The organism is Modestobacter sp. VKM Ac-2983, from assembly GCF_026967885.1.
Lineage (GTDB): Bacteria > Actinomycetota > Actinomycetes > Mycobacteriales > Geodermatophilaceae > Modestobacter.
In genome coordinates, this window is record NZ_JAPVBK010000002.1 from 233,995 (window position 1) to 248,822 (window position 14,828).

17 protein-coding genes are annotated in these 14,828 nt (G+C 74.2%); 7 read left to right on the top strand and 10 right to left on the bottom strand.

What is annotated here, in order from left to right; translation table 11 throughout:
* Nucleotides 1-79 precede the first annotated feature (79 nt).
* The 4 genes from O2W18_RS07550 to O2W18_RS07565 all read right to left on the bottom strand — a co-directional run bounded on the left by O2W18_RS07550 (nucleotide 80) and on the right by O2W18_RS07565 (nucleotide 3,090).
* Nucleotides 80-319, bottom strand: a complete 240-nt coding sequence (locus tag O2W18_RS07550; protein WP_269186934.1) for a hypothetical protein — start codon at nucleotides 317-319, stop codon at nucleotides 80-82.
* 184 nt (nucleotides 320-503) lie between these two features.
* Complete coding sequence (locus tag O2W18_RS07555; protein WP_269186935.1) at nucleotides 504-1,175, bottom strand: hypothetical protein; 672 nt, start codon at nucleotides 1,173-1,175, stop codon at nucleotides 504-506.
* A 164-nt stretch (nucleotides 1,176-1,339) separates the two neighbouring features.
* Nucleotides 1,340-2,152, bottom strand: coding sequence for a PRC and DUF2382 domain-containing protein (locus O2W18_RS07560; protein WP_269186936.1), 813 nt, complete (start codon nucleotides 2,150-2,152; stop codon nucleotides 1,340-1,342).
* A 131-nt stretch (nucleotides 2,153-2,283) separates the two neighbouring features.
* A complete protein-coding gene (locus O2W18_RS07565; protein WP_269186937.1) occupies nucleotides 2,284-3,090 on the bottom strand; it encodes a TetR/AcrR family transcriptional regulator in 807 nt (268 codons plus the stop codon).
* 194 nt (nucleotides 3,091-3,284) lie between these two features.
* Between O2W18_RS07565 and O2W18_RS07570 the strand changes: the two genes are divergently transcribed.
* Nucleotides 3,285-4,268 carry a ferritin-like domain-containing protein gene (locus O2W18_RS07570; protein ID WP_269186938.1) on the top strand — a complete coding sequence of 328 codons (984 nt, stop codon included), beginning with the start codon at nucleotides 3,285-3,287 and terminating at the stop codon, nucleotides 4,266-4,268.
* Between the two features lie 115 nt (nucleotides 4,269-4,383).
* The gene (locus tag O2W18_RS07575; RefSeq protein ID WP_269186939.1) at nucleotides 4,384-4,842 is read left to right on the top strand and encodes a hypothetical protein; all 459 of its coding nucleotides are present in this window, start codon (nucleotides 4,384-4,386) and stop codon (nucleotides 4,840-4,842) included.
* Nucleotides 4,843-4,846: 4 nt separating this feature from the next.
* Here O2W18_RS07575 and O2W18_RS07580 read toward each other — a convergent pair whose 3' ends face one another.
* Nucleotides 4,847-5,824, bottom strand: coding sequence for a phosphotriesterase family protein (locus O2W18_RS07580; protein ID WP_269186940.1), 978 nt, complete (start codon nucleotides 5,822-5,824; stop codon nucleotides 4,847-4,849).
* Between the two features lie 29 nt (nucleotides 5,825-5,853).
* The gene (locus O2W18_RS07585) at nucleotides 5,854-6,225 is read right to left on the bottom strand and encodes a PaaI family thioesterase (protein WP_269186941.1); all 372 of its coding nucleotides are present in this window, start codon (nucleotides 6,223-6,225) and stop codon (nucleotides 5,854-5,856) included.
* Nucleotides 6,226-6,321: 96 nt separating this feature from the next.
* On the opposite strand from O2W18_RS07585, the gene larA reads away from it, so the two are divergent.
* Nucleotides 6,322-7,593: a nickel-dependent lactate racemase gene (gene larA / locus O2W18_RS07590; protein ID WP_269186942.1), complete on the top strand. Its 1,272-nt coding sequence runs from the start codon at nucleotides 6,322-6,324 to the stop codon at nucleotides 7,591-7,593.
* Nucleotides 7,594-7,611: 18 nt separating this feature from the next.
* Here larA and O2W18_RS07595 read toward each other — a convergent pair whose 3' ends face one another.
* The gene (locus O2W18_RS07595; protein ID WP_269186943.1) at nucleotides 7,612-7,917 is read right to left on the bottom strand and encodes a UBP-type zinc finger domain-containing protein; all 306 of its coding nucleotides are present in this window, start codon (nucleotides 7,915-7,917) and stop codon (nucleotides 7,612-7,614) included.
* A 176-nt stretch (nucleotides 7,918-8,093) separates the two neighbouring features.
* Here O2W18_RS07595 and O2W18_RS07600 point away from each other — a divergent pair, with 176 nt between their 5' ends.
* A complete protein-coding gene (locus tag O2W18_RS07600) occupies nucleotides 8,094-8,786 on the top strand; it encodes a maleylpyruvate isomerase family mycothiol-dependent enzyme (RefSeq protein ID WP_269186944.1) in 693 nt (230 codons plus the stop codon).
* Between the two features lie 37 nt (nucleotides 8,787-8,823).
* On the opposite strand, the gene O2W18_RS07605 is transcribed toward O2W18_RS07600, so the two are convergent.
* From O2W18_RS07605 to O2W18_RS07615, 3 genes are all read right to left on the bottom strand, one after another.
* The gene (locus O2W18_RS07605; RefSeq protein WP_269186945.1) at nucleotides 8,824-10,077 is read right to left on the bottom strand and encodes an MFS transporter; all 1,254 of its coding nucleotides are present in this window, start codon (nucleotides 10,075-10,077) and stop codon (nucleotides 8,824-8,826) included.
* Between the two features lie 44 nt (nucleotides 10,078-10,121).
* A complete protein-coding gene (locus O2W18_RS07610) occupies nucleotides 10,122-11,132 on the bottom strand; it encodes an alcohol dehydrogenase catalytic domain-containing protein (RefSeq protein WP_269186946.1) in 1,011 nt (336 codons plus the stop codon).
* Between the two features lie 104 nt (nucleotides 11,133-11,236).
* A complete protein-coding gene (locus O2W18_RS07615; RefSeq protein WP_269186947.1) occupies nucleotides 11,237-11,461 on the bottom strand; it encodes a hypothetical protein in 225 nt (74 codons plus the stop codon).
* Between the two features lie 172 nt (nucleotides 11,462-11,633).
* On the opposite strand from O2W18_RS07615, the gene O2W18_RS07620 reads away from it, so the two are divergent.
* The 3 genes from O2W18_RS07620 (at nucleotide 11,634) to O2W18_RS07630 (ending at nucleotide 14,824) form a co-directional block, all read left to right on the top strand.
* Complete coding sequence (locus O2W18_RS07620) at nucleotides 11,634-12,428, top strand: SDR family NAD(P)-dependent oxidoreductase (protein ID WP_269186948.1); 795 nt, start codon at nucleotides 11,634-11,636, stop codon at nucleotides 12,426-12,428.
* Between the two features lie 78 nt (nucleotides 12,429-12,506).
* Nucleotides 12,507-13,724, top strand: coding sequence for an acetyl-CoA C-acetyltransferase (locus O2W18_RS07625; protein WP_269186949.1), 1,218 nt, complete (start codon nucleotides 12,507-12,509; stop codon nucleotides 13,722-13,724).
* 125 nt (nucleotides 13,725-13,849) lie between these two features.
* Nucleotides 13,850-14,824 (top strand): iron-siderophore ABC transporter substrate-binding protein, encoded by a 975-nt coding sequence (locus tag O2W18_RS07630; protein ID WP_269186950.1) that lies wholly within the window; start codon nucleotides 13,850-13,852, stop codon nucleotides 14,822-14,824.
* Nucleotides 14,825-14,828 lie beyond the last annotated feature (4 nt).

The following is a 14,828-nucleotide window of genomic DNA, read 5'->3' on the forward strand; positions in this document are numbered from 1 at the left end:
GGTCCGTGACGGAACCCCCGTCAGCCGGGGTCCACCAGGCCGACGGAGCCGGCTCCGAGCCGTGCGCCGCCGAGCCGGCTCAGAGCCGGGCGAGGGTGCTGCAGTCCGAGCAGAGGTCGTCGCAGAGCTCGGGCTCCGGCGGCCACGGCACCTGCTCGTCCCGGGCCACGTAGGCGCCGCAGAGCGCCGTGCGACCGCGGGCACCGCGGAGCCCCAGGGTGGCGTGCGCCGGTCCGATCAGCCGCGCCGTCTGGCCGGCCGGGTCGTTCAGCGACCCGACCATCATCACGGCGCGAGCCGTGCGGTACGGGAAGGCCATGGCGCCACGATGTGAGACGGCGGCGGCCGCGACGCGCGCAACACGCACACCGTGTCCGGGGCGTCACCTCACCAGCCTCAGCGGCCCCGGACGCAGCAGTACCGCCATCGTCGGCCTCTCCCAGGCCGGCGGTGGCGGTACCGGACGCGCTGCGCGATCGGACCAGTCGCCTGGTCCAGGGTGGTCAGGCGGTGAAGCCCGCCCGGTCGACCTTGCGGTGGAAGCGCTCGCCCAGCTTGCCGCCGAGCACGGCGCCGAGGAGCGTGACCAGGAGGACGGCGACCAGGGCGATGATGCCGGCGGCCGTGAGGGTGCCCTCGTCGATCGGGATGCGCGGCAGGTCGAGCTCGGACAGCACGTTGTACTGGGAGCCGAGGACCGCACCGGCGATGGCCAGGGCCAGCACCACGAGCAGGCCGATCACCCACACCGCGATGCCCTGCCGGGCACCGTCGAAGCGGGCCATCCGCCCGGCGACGTAGCCACCGGCCAGGTAGGCCAGGAAGAGGATGACGAGCAGCGCGATGCCGCCGCCGATCCCGATGCCGCCGGCGTTGTCGGTGGCCTCCTCGACGGAGGCGACGGTCTCGGTGAGGCCGACCGCGACCCCGGCGGCGGAGACGATGGCGATGAGCAGGACGGCGAGCCCGTTGGCGGACAGCCAGCCGAAGAAGGCGGCACCCCACTTGATGCCGCCGAAGCGGTCGTGCTGACGGTCGACGGCGTCGCGGGCTGCGCCCCGGGTGGCACCGGCACCGGTGTCGGGGGTCACCGCGTTGTTGCGGAAGCTGGTCGTCCGGTCGCCGAGCGAGGTGCCGCGGTCGGCCGGGTCGGAGGGAGTGGTGCTGCCGGTCATGAGGACTCCAAGGAGGAGGTCGTCACGATCGGCGGGCGAGCAGCCGCTCGCCGATCGTGACGAGTGCAGGGCGACCGGCGGGCGGGCCGGCGCGGTCGCGGGGGCGGTGCTGGGTGGTGCGGGAGCGACGGGGTGGTCCGCGGTGGGTGGACCACCCCGGTGGGTCAGCGGCGGTCGGTGTCCCGGATGCCGTCGACGCCCTCGGTCTCGATCTGCTCCTTGCGGACCGTGTCGGTCACGGTCTCCTGCTCGGTGACCGTCTCGGTGTCCAGGCGGACGCGCTCGACGGGCACGGTCTCCTTGGCGACCACCGGGCGCTCGGCGTGCAGCACGACCTCGTGCTCCTCCTCCGAGATCGTCGGACCGGCCAGCGCCTCGTCCCGGTTGGCGTCGGTGATCGGCTCGCGCTCGATCCGGACCTCTTCGTGGGAGACCGGGACGGTCTGCGTCACGTCCTCGGTGACGACGAACTTGCGCAGCCGGGCCTTGCCGGTCTCGACCCGCTGGGTGCCGACCCGGATCTGCTCCTCGGAGCGGGTCATCGCGTCATCGGTCGTGGGGCCGGAGGTGTCGTGGCCCACGGTGTCGCGGCGGTCGGTGTCGACGCGTCCGGTGTCCACGCGGCCGGTCTCGGCGACGTCCACCCGGGCGGTCTCGGTGCCGACGCCCACGCCGTAGTAGCGGTAGAGCTCGGTCTCCTCCTCGGGGCTGAGGTGACCCTGGTCGGCGTCGATCCGGGGAGCGTCCTTGACCTTGGTCTTCTGGTACGGGACGCGCAGGACGCCGTCGTCGACCGAGGCGTCGGCCAGCGGGACGAAGGTCTCCGAGGTGCCGAACATGCCGGTGCTGACCGTGGCCCACTCCGGGCTGCCGGTCTGGTCGTCGAGGTAGACCTGACCGACCTTGCCCAGCTTGTCGCCGTCGGTGTCCACGGCGTTGGTGCCGATGATGGTGGTGATGTCCTGCTGGGTGATCACACGTGCCTCCGGGTCTGAGTGGACTGGGGCGACCACGGTGAGGTTGCCGCCGGAGCGTGTGTGCCCTGCCGTTTACGGCGTAAACGACAGCGGGCCAGATTCCGTGACCCCGCCGGAGCGCTCCCGTGCGATCAGAGGTCGCCGACGTCGCCGCCGGAGTTCTTCGCCTCGTGCAACACCCGTTCCAGCCGGTCCAGGAGGTTCTCCAGGGACTCCTCGAACTCGGCCGCCGACTTGTCCTGGCCGAGCAGCGACTCGGTCCGCGCGAGGTTCGGGTACTCGCTCATGTCGGTCTCCCGCTGCGCCTGTTCGTCGCCCTCGGGTTGGTCCAGCAGGCTCACCTGGGCGCCGATCTGGGTGACCTCGAGCAGCAGGTGGCCGAGCAGGAAGCTGGAGTAGGCGCGGTACGCGGCCACGGCGGCCTGGTCGGAGAAGCCCCCGTCGCGCAGGGTGCCGAGGAAGGACTCGACCAGACGGAGGCTGCGCAGCGGTGGCCGCACCCAGGGCGCGGCCGGGGGGCGGCTGGCCACGAGCGGGAACACCGCCGGGTGGGCGAGGGCGATGCGGCGCATGCCGTGGGCCAGCCGGACCAGGTAGTCCTGCCAGCCGGAGTGGTCGACGACCTGGACGTCGTCGCCGTCCCGGTCGTCCCACAGCGTCTCGACGACCCGGTCGACGACCCCGTCGAGCAGGTCCTCCCGGCCGGGCACGTAGCGGTAGAGCGCCATCGCCTCGACGCCGAGGGAGGAGCCGAGCCGCCGCATGGTGAGGGCGGCCAGGCCCTGCTCGTCGATGAAGTCGATGGCGGCCTGCAGGATCTTCTCCCGGTCCAGGCCGGCCGGGCGGGTCAGTTCGCCGGCTGCCTCGGGGCCCTCCTGCACGGCCACCAGGTCCGGGTCACGCACGTCGTCGCTCGTCTGGTCGCTGATCGTGGGCACGGTCCACCTCCTCGTGTCGCCGTCCACTGTCCTCGCCGCCGCCCGGCTCCCGTGCGCCTGGCCCGAGCGGGTGGGTCACTGTGCCCATGGGTGTGACGGCCGACACTGCTGGCTCCTCGCCCGGTGTCGTTCGCACCCGAGTTGCACGGGGCATGGAGCAGGGGTCAGGTCACACCCGACCCGTTGGAGTCCCCATGACCGACACCACCACCCTCCTCGTCCAGTTGCGCGCCCTGCTGGCGCTCACCCAGACCGAGGAGCAGATCGCCCGGATCCGGGTCGGCCAGGCGCGGACCGCTGCCGTCCGCCGGGAGCTGGAGCAGAACGCCCAGCACGCGGCCGAGCGCAGCACCGCCATCGCCGACCAGCTGCGCGAGCTCGGCGGGGTGGCCGACGTCGTCACCCCGGCGCTGGGCCGGCTCGGTGCGCTGGTGAAGGGTGCGCTGGAGCAGGCCGAGCCGATCGACGAGGCGCTGCTGCAGGACCTCCAGCTGGAGCACCAGCTGCTGGACCGCGCCACCTACCTGAAGGTGCTGGCCGACACCGCCGGCAAGCCGGAGGTGAAGGCGCTGGCCGAGCGGCTGGTCACGGCACACTCGGCCACCGTCGAGTGGCTGACCGTCGTCCTCGCCGAGCAGGCCCTGGGGGGCCCGGCCGCCCTGGTGGCCACGCCGCTGCAGCGGGTCGCCGGCGGCGCCACCAAGCTGGCGAACCTGCCGGTCCGGTTCGCGGCCGACGCGGTCAACCGGGCCGTGGGCACCGCGCAGCACGCCGGGGAACAGGCCGGCGGCACCGTCAACGACGTCGTCGGTGGGGCGGTGCACAAGGCCGGCGCCGTCACCGGTGCCGTCCGGGAGACCCTCGCCGTCGGCCGGCTGGCGTCGCTGCGTCGTGCCGAGCGCATCGCTGAGCGAGAGGGGGACAGCGCCGCGGCCGAGGCGGTCGCCGCCACCCGCCGCGAGCTCGGCGACCTGACCGCCGACGAGCTGCCGATCAAGGGCTACGACTCCATGTCGACCGCGCAGATCGCCGGTGCGGTCAAGGAGCTCGACGACCCGCAGCAGGTCAACGCGATCATCCGCTACGAGGAGGCGCACAAGGCGCGCTCCAGTGTGGTGAGCGCCGTGCAGACCCGGCTGGCCGCCCTGGCGAAGGAGGCCGTGGGCGCGCCGGAGTGACGGTCGAGCACGTCCCGCGTGTGGCCGACCACCGTGTGCGAGGCCACTCGGCTGTGCACGAGACGCTTGTCACGATCGCGTTACAGCCCCGCAGGTTCGGGAAATGCTGTGCCTCATGACCACTGTGCCTGAGGTCGCCACCACCCCCGAGGTGCTGGAGAGCGAGTTCTCGCTCACGACCGCCGTGACCCGGCTGGACTTCCTGAGCCGGCGCGACAACGTCGCCGTCGACGGCCCCAACGACCGGACGGACGACGACGACGACTGGGCCAGCTTCAAGGCCCTCGGCACCTCGCTGGACGTGGACGAGGCCCTGGAGCTGCTCGCCCTCGGCGAGGTCGTCGCCCGCAAGGCCCACGCCCACCGCCAGCTCGGCATCCGTGCTGCGCTGCGCGGCGGGGCCGACTGGGAGCAGATCGGCCGGGCGCTCGGCACCTCGCCGCGGGCCGCCTGGGAGCGCCACGTCAGCTGGCTGGACGGCCAGGAGAAGGCGCGCCGAGCGGGGGACGTCGACGCCCTCGACGCCGACGCCCTCGCTGCGGCCCGCGGGCTCGTCGGCCGCCGTCCCGCCTGACCCGCTACTCGAAGTACCGCCGGGGCACCTGGACCAGCATCTGGTCCAGGTGCCCTTCGCTCGCCCCGCGCTCCCGCAGCATCGGCAGCACGTCCTGCGGCACGTGGGTGAAGTTCCAGTTCGGCATCGCCTGGGTCATCGCGGTGCGTGCCTCCCCGGGGAACCAGTCGATGTAGCAGCTGGCGTCCTGGCTGAGCACCATCCGGTCGGCGTACCCCTGCTCGGCCAGCGCGACGATCGTGTCCACCCGCGCGCTGGTCGGGTTGTAGAGGTCCAGCCCGAACCGGTCCATGCCCAGGATGCAGCCGGCATCGGCAAGCTCCTTGAGGTGGTCGAGGTCGTTGCTGTCGCCGGCGTGGCCGATGACCACCTTGGTCAGGTCCGCGCCCTCCTCGCGGAGCACCTGGACCGCGAGCCGGCCGGTCTGCGCAGCGGCCGAGGTGTGCACGGTGATCGGTGCCCCGGTCTCCCGGTGGGTGGCGGCGACGGCCCGCAGGGTGCGCTCGACGCCGGGGGTGAGCCCCTTGGTTTCGACGGCGCACTTGAGGAAGGCGGCGTGCACGCCGGTGTCGGCGATGCCGTCGCGGACGTCCCGGGTGAAGTCGTCGACCATCGGGTCGGTCGGGGTCTCGATGAGGGTGCCCGGCCCGCGGTGGGCGTACTGGTGCGGCAGCTCGTCGTAGGTGTAGAGGCCGGTGGCCACGATGATGTTCAGCTCGGTCTGCGCCGCCACCCGCTGCACCCGCGGCAGGTAGCGGCCCAGCCCCCACACCGTCGGGTCGACGATCGTGTCGATCCCCAGCGCCTTGAGCTCGTTGAGCTTGGTGACGGCGTCGGCGACCCGCTCCTCCTCGTCCCACCAGTCGCCGGTGCCGTAGTTCTGCTGGTGCTCGGTGGAGAGCACGAACACGTGCTCGTGCATGAGGGTGCGGCCGAGGTCGGCGGTGTCGATCGGGCCGCGGACGGTGTGCACGGTGGGCATGCGAGCTCCCTTGCTCGACGCGGGTCAGGTCACCGGTGCAGCACCGCGAACGTGGCGACGGCGTGCACCAGGCTGCGGCCATCCTGCTCGACGTCGGCCTCGCACACCGTCAGGTGCTCGCCCTGCTTGCTGACCCGTCCGGTGACCTGGAGGGTGCCGGGCCCGCCCGGGCGCAGGTAGGTGACGGTCAGCTGGCTGGTGGCCGGGACGTCGTCCTCCCCGGTGCGGCTGCGCACGGCGTGGCCCATGGCGGTGTCGACGAGGGTGGCCAGCACCCCGCCGTGCAGCGTCCCCGCCTCGTTGAGGTGCCGGTCGGTGACGTCCAGCCGCAGGTGCGCCGTGCCGTCCTCCGCCGTCCGGCCGTACACGCCCAGGGTCTCCACGAAGCTCGTGTCGCTCATCCACCGCCGCTACCCGGGGCGGTGGGCGGCACACGGCCGCCCGGTGGGATGGGCGGTCAGGTGGTCTGATGGGGCACCCGGCTCCAGGAGGACGACGTGCAGCAGGTGACGCTCGCCTACGGGCGCGGAGGGCTCCCCGTCGAGCTCCCGGACGACGCGGCGGTGATCACCCCGGTGCAGCACCCGGCCGCCCCCGACGTCGCCGCCGAGCTGCGCCGGGCGTTGCGTGAGCCGGTGAGCGGGCTGCCGCTGCGCGAGCGGGTGCGGCCGGGGCAGACGGTGGCGATCTCGGCCTGCGACGGCACCCGCGCCCAGCCCCGGCACCTGATGATCCCGGCGGTCCTGGAGGAGCTCGACGGCATCGTCGCGCTCGAGGACGTCGTCGTCCTGGTCGCCACCGGCACCCACCGGGCCAACACCGACGCGGAGCTGCGCGCGATGTTCGGCGACGAGGTGGTGGACACCGTCCGGATCGTCAACCACGACTCGCGGGCGAGCGACACGCACCGCTGGGTGGGCACCTTCGGCGACGGGGTGCCGGTCTGGCTGAACGAGCAGTGGGTGGACGCCGACGTCCGGATCACCACCGGCTTCGTCGAACCGCACTTCTTCGCCGGCTTCTCCGGCGGCCCGAAGATGGTGGCACCGGGCCTGGCCGCCCTGGACACGGTGCTCGTGCTGCACGATGCGAAGCGGATCGGCGACCCGCGGGCGACCTGGGGCGTCACCCAGGGCAACCCGGTGCACGACGACGTCCGCGCGATCACCGCCGCCACCGACGTGACGTACTCCTTCGACGTCGTGCTCAACACCCGGCAGGAGGTCATCGCCGCGTTCGGCGGGGACACCCTCCAGATGCACGCGGTCGCCATCGAGCGGGCCCGCGAGGTGGCGATGGCGCCGGTGGACGCGCCGTTCGACGTCGTCGTCACGACCGGCTCGGGGTTCCCGCTGGACCAGAACCTCTACCAGTCGGTGAAGGGCATGTCGGCGGCCGCGCAGGTCACCCGGCCCGACGGGCTGATCGTCTGCGCCGCCGCCTGCGAGGACGGCTTCCCCGACCACGGCTCCTACCGGGAGGTGCTCACCTCGGCGGCCTCACCGGAGGCGCTGCTGGAGCTGATCTCCGCCCGCGAGCAGACCGTGCCCGACCAGTGGCAGGTGCAGATCCAGGCCCGCATCCAGTCCGCGCACCGGGTCGTCATGCACACCGACCACCTCAGCGACGCGCAGCTGGCCGAGGCGCACCTGGCGCAGACGACCGACATCGCGGCCACCGTCGCGGAGGCGGTCGCGGCCGCGGGCCCCGGCGCCCGGGTCTGTGCGTTGCCCGAGGGGCCGCAGACCATCCCCTATGTCTGCAGCTGAGCCCTCTTCCGACGGGGGTCAGGGGGAGGGCAGGAGCAGGGCCCCGTCGGGGTAGCACCAGGCCCAGTGCTCGCGCGGCTCGGCGGAGGCGACCACCGGGTGCCCGGTCGCGGTCGCGTGGGCGGTGGCGTGCCGGTGCGGCGAGGAGTCGCAGCACGCCACGTGGTCGCAGCTCAGGCAGCGCCGCAGGTGCACCCACTGCCCGCCGTCCCGGAGGCAGTCCGCGCACCCCTCGGCCGGGCCGGGCGCCGCCGGCAGCCCGGCGGCGTGCCCGCAGACGAGGCCGGACTCGACCCGCCACCCGGGGACGGGGCTCGGGGGCACGGGACCTCCGGTCGTTGCCGTGGAGGGGACCACCGGTGGGCGGCCGGCGGGGGCAGGTCCATCCAACCGGCCGGAGGGGGACGGCGGTAGTCCCGACCGCCAGCTCTGGCACACCGGCGTGCGGCGCGGCAGGGTGGCGTCATGGACGCGCCGAACACGACCTCCGGAACCCGCCCATGACCGCCCCGGTCGAGACGCTCGGCTGGTGGGAGGACGGCGAACGACTCCTCGGGACGGCGCTGGGCCGGCTGACCGACGAGGAGCTGGACGCGCCCTCGCTGCTGGCCGGCTGGACGCGGCGGCACCTCCTGGCGCACCTGGCCGCCAACGCCGACGCACTGGTCAACCTGCTCAGCTGGGCGCGCACCGGGGTGGAGACGCCGATGTACGCCTCGACGGAGGCGCGGGACGCCCAGATCGACGCGGCGGCCCAGCTGCCGGCGCCGGAGCTGCGCGCGGCGGTGGTCGCGGCGACCGGCCGGTTGGCGGCCGCCATCCGGGGCCTGCCCGAGGAGGCCTGGGCCGCGCAGGTGCGCACCGCCCAGGGGCGCCAGGTGCCGGCTGCGGAGGTGCCCTGGATGCGCTGCCGGGAGGTGTGGGTGCACGCCGTCGACCTGGACGAGGGGGTCGCCTTCACCGACATCCCCGACGACGTGCTGGCCGCGCTGGTCGACGACGTGTTCCGGATGTGGGACCGCCGCGACACCGTGCCCGACGTGGCGCTGTTCGCCGGTGACCGCGAGTGGGGCACCGGTGCCCTGGCCGTCGCCGGTCCGCTGCCGGCGGTCGCGGCGTGGGTCACCGGACGCAGCGCGGGGGAGGAGCTGGAGGCCGACGGACCGGTGCCGACGCTGGCCCCCTGGCTCTGATCCGCCGCGGGACGTCCCGGCGCCGGGGCCGCGCGGCTCAGGCGGCCGGGCGGTCCCGCGGCATCGCCAGCGCCGCGAGCAGCGCCGCACCCAGCACGGCCGCGCTGACCGCGAAGGCGACCTGGTAGGAGAAGGTGTCGGTCAGCCAGCCGGCGGCCAGCGGCCCGACCACCGCGCCCAGATCGGCGACCATCTGGAAGACCGCCACCACCCGCCCGCCCCGGGCGGGGCTGACGTCACCGACCACCGCGGCCGGCACGCTGGCCAGCAGCGAGGCGCCCAGGCCGAAGGTGGCCATCGAGAGCAGGAACGCCGCGGTGCTCGGCGGCAGCGCCAGGACGGCGATCGCCGCGGTCGCCAGCCCCGACCCCAGCAGCAGCGAGGGGCGGCGTCCCCAGGTGTCCGACAGCCGCCCGGCCCGCAGCAGCCCGACGGCCTGCGCCACCGATCCGGCCAGCAGCCCGGCGCCGGCCCAGGCCACCGTCTTGCCCAGCTCCTCGGTCACGTAGAGCGGCACCAGCGAGTTGCGGACTCCGAACAGCACCCAGCCCACGCCGAGGTTGGCCACCAGTGCCGCGACGTAGGCCCGGGACCGCAGCGCTGCGCGCAGCCCGCCGCCGTCGGCACCCGCCGGGGGCACGGCCGCGGTCGAGGGCCCGCCGGCGTTCACCTGGTCGAGAGCCGGCGGCACACCGGTCGCCACCCCGGTCACCGGGGGCAGCGCGGCCGGGCGGAGCAGGACCAGCGCGACGACCCCGGCGATCAGCAGGAAGCCGCCGTAGACGAAGAACGGCAGCCGCGGGGAGATCTCGGCCAGGAACCCGCCGGCTGCGGGGCCGGCGATGCCGCCGAGGATGAAGCCGCCCTGGTAGGTGGCCGCGGCCCGGCCGCGCTGCGCCGCCGGCGCCGTGCGCAGCAGCAGCGAGAGGGCGGCCACGGTGAACATCGCGCTGCCGACCCCGCCGGCGGCCCGCAGGGCGACGAAGAGCGGGAAGTTGCCGGCCAGGGCCGCCGCGGCGGTGGCGACCGCGACGATCGCCAGCCCGGCGGCGAGCACGGCGCGTTCGCCGATCCGCTCGACCAGCGAGCCCCCGGCGAAGGCGGAGATGAACCGGAAGAAGGCGAAGGCGCTGATGGCGAACCCGACGGCCGTGGTGCCGACCCCGTAGTCGCGGACGAACAGCGGGATCGCCGGGGCGACGATGCCGAACCCCAGCGCCACGACGAAGGCGACGATCGCCAGGACGCCGACCTCCCGGGGGAGGGGGTTGTCCTTGCCGCGTGGTCGCACGAGCGCTGATCCTCACACGCCGCCCGGCGCGCGACTGCGGGGCGTCAGGGGGTGAGGACGAGCCGCCCTGCGACGTCCCCGGCGCGCAGCCGGTCCAGCGCCTCGTTGACCTCGGTCAGCGGCATCCGGCCGGCCACCGGCGGCGCGAGCTGCCCCGCTGCGGCCAGGGACACCGCCTGCTCCAGCTCGGCCAGCGTGTTGCCCACGCTGGCGATGACCCGTTGCTCGGCGACCACCATCCCCAGCGGGCTCACCGTCAGTGCGTCGGCGCTGTACCCGACCAGCACCAGCCGGCCGCGGCGGCCGAGCACCGCCGTCGCCAGCTCCCGGGTCGCTGTCACCCCGGCGAGCTCCACGACGACGTCGGCGCCCTGCCCGCCGGAGAGCCGGGCCACCGTCTCGGCGAGCTCGGCGGGGGAGACCGCGGCCACGGCCCCGGCAGCCCGGGCGGCCGACCGGCGGGCGTCGGTCCGGCTGACGGCCACGACCACGCCGCCGCGTCGCCGGGCCTCCTGCACCGCCGCCAGGCCCACGCCGCCGGCGCCGAGCACGACCACCACGTCACCGGGCTCGACCCCGGCCTCGGTCAGTGCGTGCACCGCGGTGGTGCCGGCGCAGCACAGCGGGGCGGCAGCCTCGAAGGAGAGCTCGTCGGGCAGCCGGACCAGGCAGTGTGCCGGCACGACCAGCTGCTCGGCGAAGGCGCCGTCCGCGGCGAAGGCGAGCACGCCGCGCGGGGCCAGGCACAGGTTCTGCCGGCCGCGCAGGCACCAGCGGCAGCTGCCGCAGAACAGGTAGTAGTAGACGGCGACCCGGTCGCCCTCGGCCCAGCCGGTGACCGCCGACCCGACCGCGTCGACCGTGCCGGCGGCCTCGTGGCCCAGGGTCATCGGCGTCCGGGACGGGGCGTACAGGCCGTCGGTGAAGTGCAGCTCGGTGCCGCAGACCCCGGCCGCACGCACCCGCACCCGCACCTCGTCGGGGGCGGGCTCGGGCACCGGGACGTCGTCCAGGGCAAGGGGTCGACCGGGTGCGTGGAATCGAGCAGCGAGCATCGAGCAGCTCCCTCCGCCGGCATGAACCGGATCAGGTGTGGACGGTCGGCGGTGGTCGTCCGCCTTCTCAGCCCGCGCCCGGGCTCCCGCGTGCGCCGCCGAAGCTACCGCAGTGGGGGAACCGGCTCGACGCGGCGCAGGAACGACCGGATCGCCAGGTGGTGCGAGAGCTGCTCGCGGTGCGCCTCGCACGCGGTCCAGGTCTTCTCCCGGTCGGGCGTGTGCACCTTCGGGTTGTTCCACACCAGGACGACGGACGCCGGCTCCCGGCAGCCCTTCGCCGAGCAGATCACGTCGGCGTTCCCGGCCGGCCGGGTGTCCTCGGTCATGGGCCGAGTCTGAGCCGCCGCACAGGGAACCGTCAGCAGGGGGTGCCAGGGTGCTCCCTGGCCGCGCCCCCTGACCCCGGGTGCGGCCGCCAGCACCGGGCCCGGACGCCGGCGACCGAAAAGGTCGTCGCCCGCGGGTGAGGTCCGGGCGGGAGCCGGGTACCGCGCGGCCATGACCAACACCACGCCGACCAAGCCGCTCGCCCTCGTGACCGGGGCGTCCAGCGGGATCGGGTTCGAGCTCGCCAAGCAGTTCGCCCAGCACGGCTTCGACCTGGTGGTCGACGCCGAGGACGCCGGCATCGACACCGCGGCGGCGAAGCTGCGCAGCGAGGGCACGGAGGTGATCGCCGTCCAGGCCGACCTGCGCACCCCCGAGGGGATCGAGCAGCTGTGGGACCGGGTGCTGGGCCTCGGCCGGCCGCTGGACGCCGCCGCGCTCAACGCCGGCGTGGGCCGCGGGGGTGCCTTCGTCGACACCGACTGGGCCGAGGACCTGGCGGTCATGCAGCTCAACGTGGTCTCCACCGCCGCGCTGCTGAAGCTCGTGCTCGTGCAGATGACCGGCCGGAACGCCGGACGGGTGCTGGTGACCTCCTCGGTCGCGGCGACCATGCCGGGGGCCTACCAGCCGGTCTACAACGCATCGAAGTCCTTCGTCCAGTCGCTGACCGAGGCCGTGCAGCAGGAGCTCAAGGACTCCGCCGTCACGATCACCTCGCTGATGCCCGGCCCCACGGACACCGACTTCTTCGACCGGGCGGACCTGGAGGGCACGGCCATGGGCAAGGGACCCAAGGACGACCCGGCCCAGGTCGCCGCGCAGGGCTTCGAGGGGCTCATGGCCGGGAAGAAGGAGGTCCTCGCCGGTTCGCTGATGACCAGGGCGCAGGAGGCGATGAGCAAGGTCCTGCCCGACTCGGTCAAGTCCTCCGCCCACGAGGTGATCGCCAAGCCCCGCGACTGACGTCTCCGCCGGCGCCGGCTTCCGGCCAGCGGTCGGTTCCGCTGCCCGGGAGTGGCCGGGGGCTGGCAGAGTTGGGGCATGGACGACGTCGTCATCTGCTCCCCGGTCCGCACGCCCGTCGGTCGATTCGGCGGGGTCTTCGCCGGTCTGTCCGCCAACGAGCTCGCCGCCACCGCGCTGCGTGGGCTGGTCGAACGAACGGGGTTGGGGGAGGGCGAGGTCGACGACGTCATCCTCGGCAACTGCAGCCCGAGCGGTGAGAACCCGGCGATCGGCCGCATCGCCGCGCTGGACGCCGGCCTGGGCGTGCAGGTCCCCGGCCTGCAGATCGACCGGCGGTGCGGCTCGGGCCTGCAGGCGGTCATCTACGCCGCGATGCAGGTGGCGGCCGGCGCCGGCAAGGTCGTCGTGGCCGGCGGCGTGGAGTCGATGAGCAACGTCGAGCACTACGCGCTGGGGCTGCGCACCGGGGCCAAGGGCGACGGCGTCATGCTGCACGACCGGCTGGCCCGGGCCCGCGAGACCGCCGGCGGCCTGCACCACCCGGTGCCCGGCGGCATGCTGGAGACCGCGGAGAACGTGCGGCGGGAGTACTCGGTCGACCGGCTCGAGCAGGACGCCTGGGCGCTGCGCTCCCAGCAGGCCGCCGGCGCCGCCATCCGCGAGGGCCGGTTCACCGACGAGATCATCGGCGTGGAGGTGCCCGGCACCCGCAAGACGCCGGCCCGCACGGTCACCGAGGACGAGCACCCCCGCCCCGACACGACCATGGAGGACCTGGCCGGTCTGCGCCCGGTCATGGGCCGGGTCGACCCGGAGGCGACGGTGACCGCCGGGAACGCCTCCGGCCAGAACGACGGCGCCGCGGTGTGCGTGGTGACCACCCGCGCCGAGGCCGACCGCCGCGGCTGGCAGCCCTTCGTCCGGCTGACCGGCTGGGCCGTGGCGGGCGTGCCGCCGGAGACCATGGGCATCGGCCCGGTCCCGGCCACGGCAGCGGTGCTGAAGCAGACCGGGCTGACGCTGGCCGACATGGACCTCATCGAGCTCAACGAGGCCTTCGCCAGCCAGGTGCTGGCCTGCCTGGGGGAGTGGGGCCTGGGCGCGGACGACCGCGAGCGGGTCAACGTCAACGGGTCCGGGATCTCCCTCGGGCACCCGGTGGGCGCGACCGGTGCCCGGATCCTGGCCACGCTCGCCCACGAGATGCGCCGCCGGGAGGCTCGCTACGGCCTGGAGACGATGTGCATCGGCGGTGGGCAGGGGCTCGCCGCGGTGTTCGAGCGGGTGGTCTGACCCCGTCGGCAGGTCTCGATTCGTCAACGAGGGAGACAACCGGTTAGTTAGGTAAGGCTTCCCTCAGGTAGAACAACACCATGTTGCTCTCCCGGTCGCTCGCGCGACGCACGTTCACCAGGTCCGTGGCCCTCCCCGTCCTCGCGGTCGCCGTCCTGGCCGGCTGCTCGTCGGAGTCCGACGAGCAGCCGGCCGCGGCCGCCACCGGTTCGGCCGGCGACTCCACCTTCCCGGTCACCATCGAGCACGCCTACGGGACGACGGAGATCCCCGCGGAGCCCGAGCGCGTGGTCTCCCTCGGCTACACCGAGCAGGACGCGATCCTCGCCTTCGGCGTCGTCCCGGTCGCCGTCCGGTACGCCTTCGGCCCCGAGGACGACGTCTTCTTCCCGTGGGCCGACGAGGCGGCCGGGGACGCCGACCCGGAGATCCTGCCGCGGGCCGAGGTCGACCCGGAGCAGATCGCCGCGCTCGACCCGGACCTGATCATGGCCGTCACCGCCGGCCTGACCGAGGACGAGTACCAGACGCTCAGCGCGATCGCCCCGACGGTCGTGCAGCCGGAGGAGTTCATCGCCTTCGGCACCCCGTGGCAGGAGCAGACCAGGATCACCGGCGAGGCGCTCGGCCAGCCGGACCGCGCCGAGGAGCTGATCGCCGACGTCGAGGAGCAGATCGCGGCGGCCCGGGCCGAGCACCCGGAGCTGGAGGGGAAGACGGTCACCCTCTCCGGGCCGGCGTACGGGGGCGAGTACCCCTTCCACACCTCCGACGACACCCGCACCCGGTTCTTCCTGGACCTGGGCATGGTCGTCGACCCGGCCCTGGACGCCGCGGCGCAGAGCGACTTCTACGGGACGGTCAGCCGGGAGGAGGCCCGGATGCTCGACGCCGACGTGCTGGTCTTCCAGTCCGGCTCCGACGCCGAGCGGGCGGGGATCGAGGGCGACCCGGTGCTGTCCGGGCTCCCGACCGTCGCCGAGGGCCGGTCGGTCTTCATCGAGGGCGAGGACTACGCGGCCCTGCAGTTCGCCAGCGCCCTGAGCCTGCCCTACCTGCTGGACGGCTTCGCCCCGGAGCTGTCCGAGGTGGCCGGCTGAACCG

What these genes read in the sequence shown, in the direction of transcription:
- O2W18_RS07550 (WP_269186934.1), bottom strand. Translation starts at nt 319, where the DNA reads ATGGCCTTCCCGTACCGCACGGCTCGCGCCGTGATGATGGTCGGGTCG.
- O2W18_RS07555 (WP_269186935.1), bottom strand. Translation starts at nt 1,175, where the DNA reads ATGACCGGCAGCACCACTCCCTCCGACCCGGCCGACCGCGGCACCTCG.
- O2W18_RS07570 (WP_269186938.1), top strand. Translation starts at nt 3,285, where the DNA reads ATGACCGACACCACCACCCTCCTCGTCCAGTTGCGCGCCCTGCTGGCG.
- O2W18_RS07575 (WP_269186939.1), top strand. Translation starts at nt 4,384, where the DNA reads ATGACCACTGTGCCTGAGGTCGCCACCACCCCCGAGGTGCTGGAGAGC.
- O2W18_RS07580 (WP_269186940.1), bottom strand. Translation starts at nt 5,824, where the DNA reads ATGCCCACCGTGCACACCGTCCGCGGCCCGATCGACACCGCCGACCTC.
- O2W18_RS07585 (WP_269186941.1), bottom strand. Translation starts at nt 6,225, where the DNA reads ATGAGCGACACGAGCTTCGTGGAGACCCTGGGCGTGTACGGCCGGACG.
- O2W18_RS07600 (WP_269186944.1), top strand. Translation starts at nt 8,094, where the DNA reads ATGACCGCCCCGGTCGAGACGCTCGGCTGGTGGGAGGACGGCGAACGA.
- O2W18_RS07610 (WP_269186946.1), bottom strand. Translation starts at nt 11,132, where the DNA reads ATGCTCGCTGCTCGATTCCACGCACCCGGTCGACCCCTTGCCCTGGAC.
- O2W18_RS07615 (WP_269186947.1), bottom strand. Translation starts at nt 11,461, where the DNA reads ATGACCGAGGACACCCGGCCGGCCGGGAACGCCGACGTGATCTGCTCG.
- O2W18_RS07620 (WP_269186948.1), top strand. Translation starts at nt 11,634, where the DNA reads ATGACCAACACCACGCCGACCAAGCCGCTCGCCCTCGTGACCGGGGCG.
- O2W18_RS07625 (WP_269186949.1), top strand. Translation starts at nt 12,507, where the DNA reads ATGGACGACGTCGTCATCTGCTCCCCGGTCCGCACGCCCGTCGGTCGA.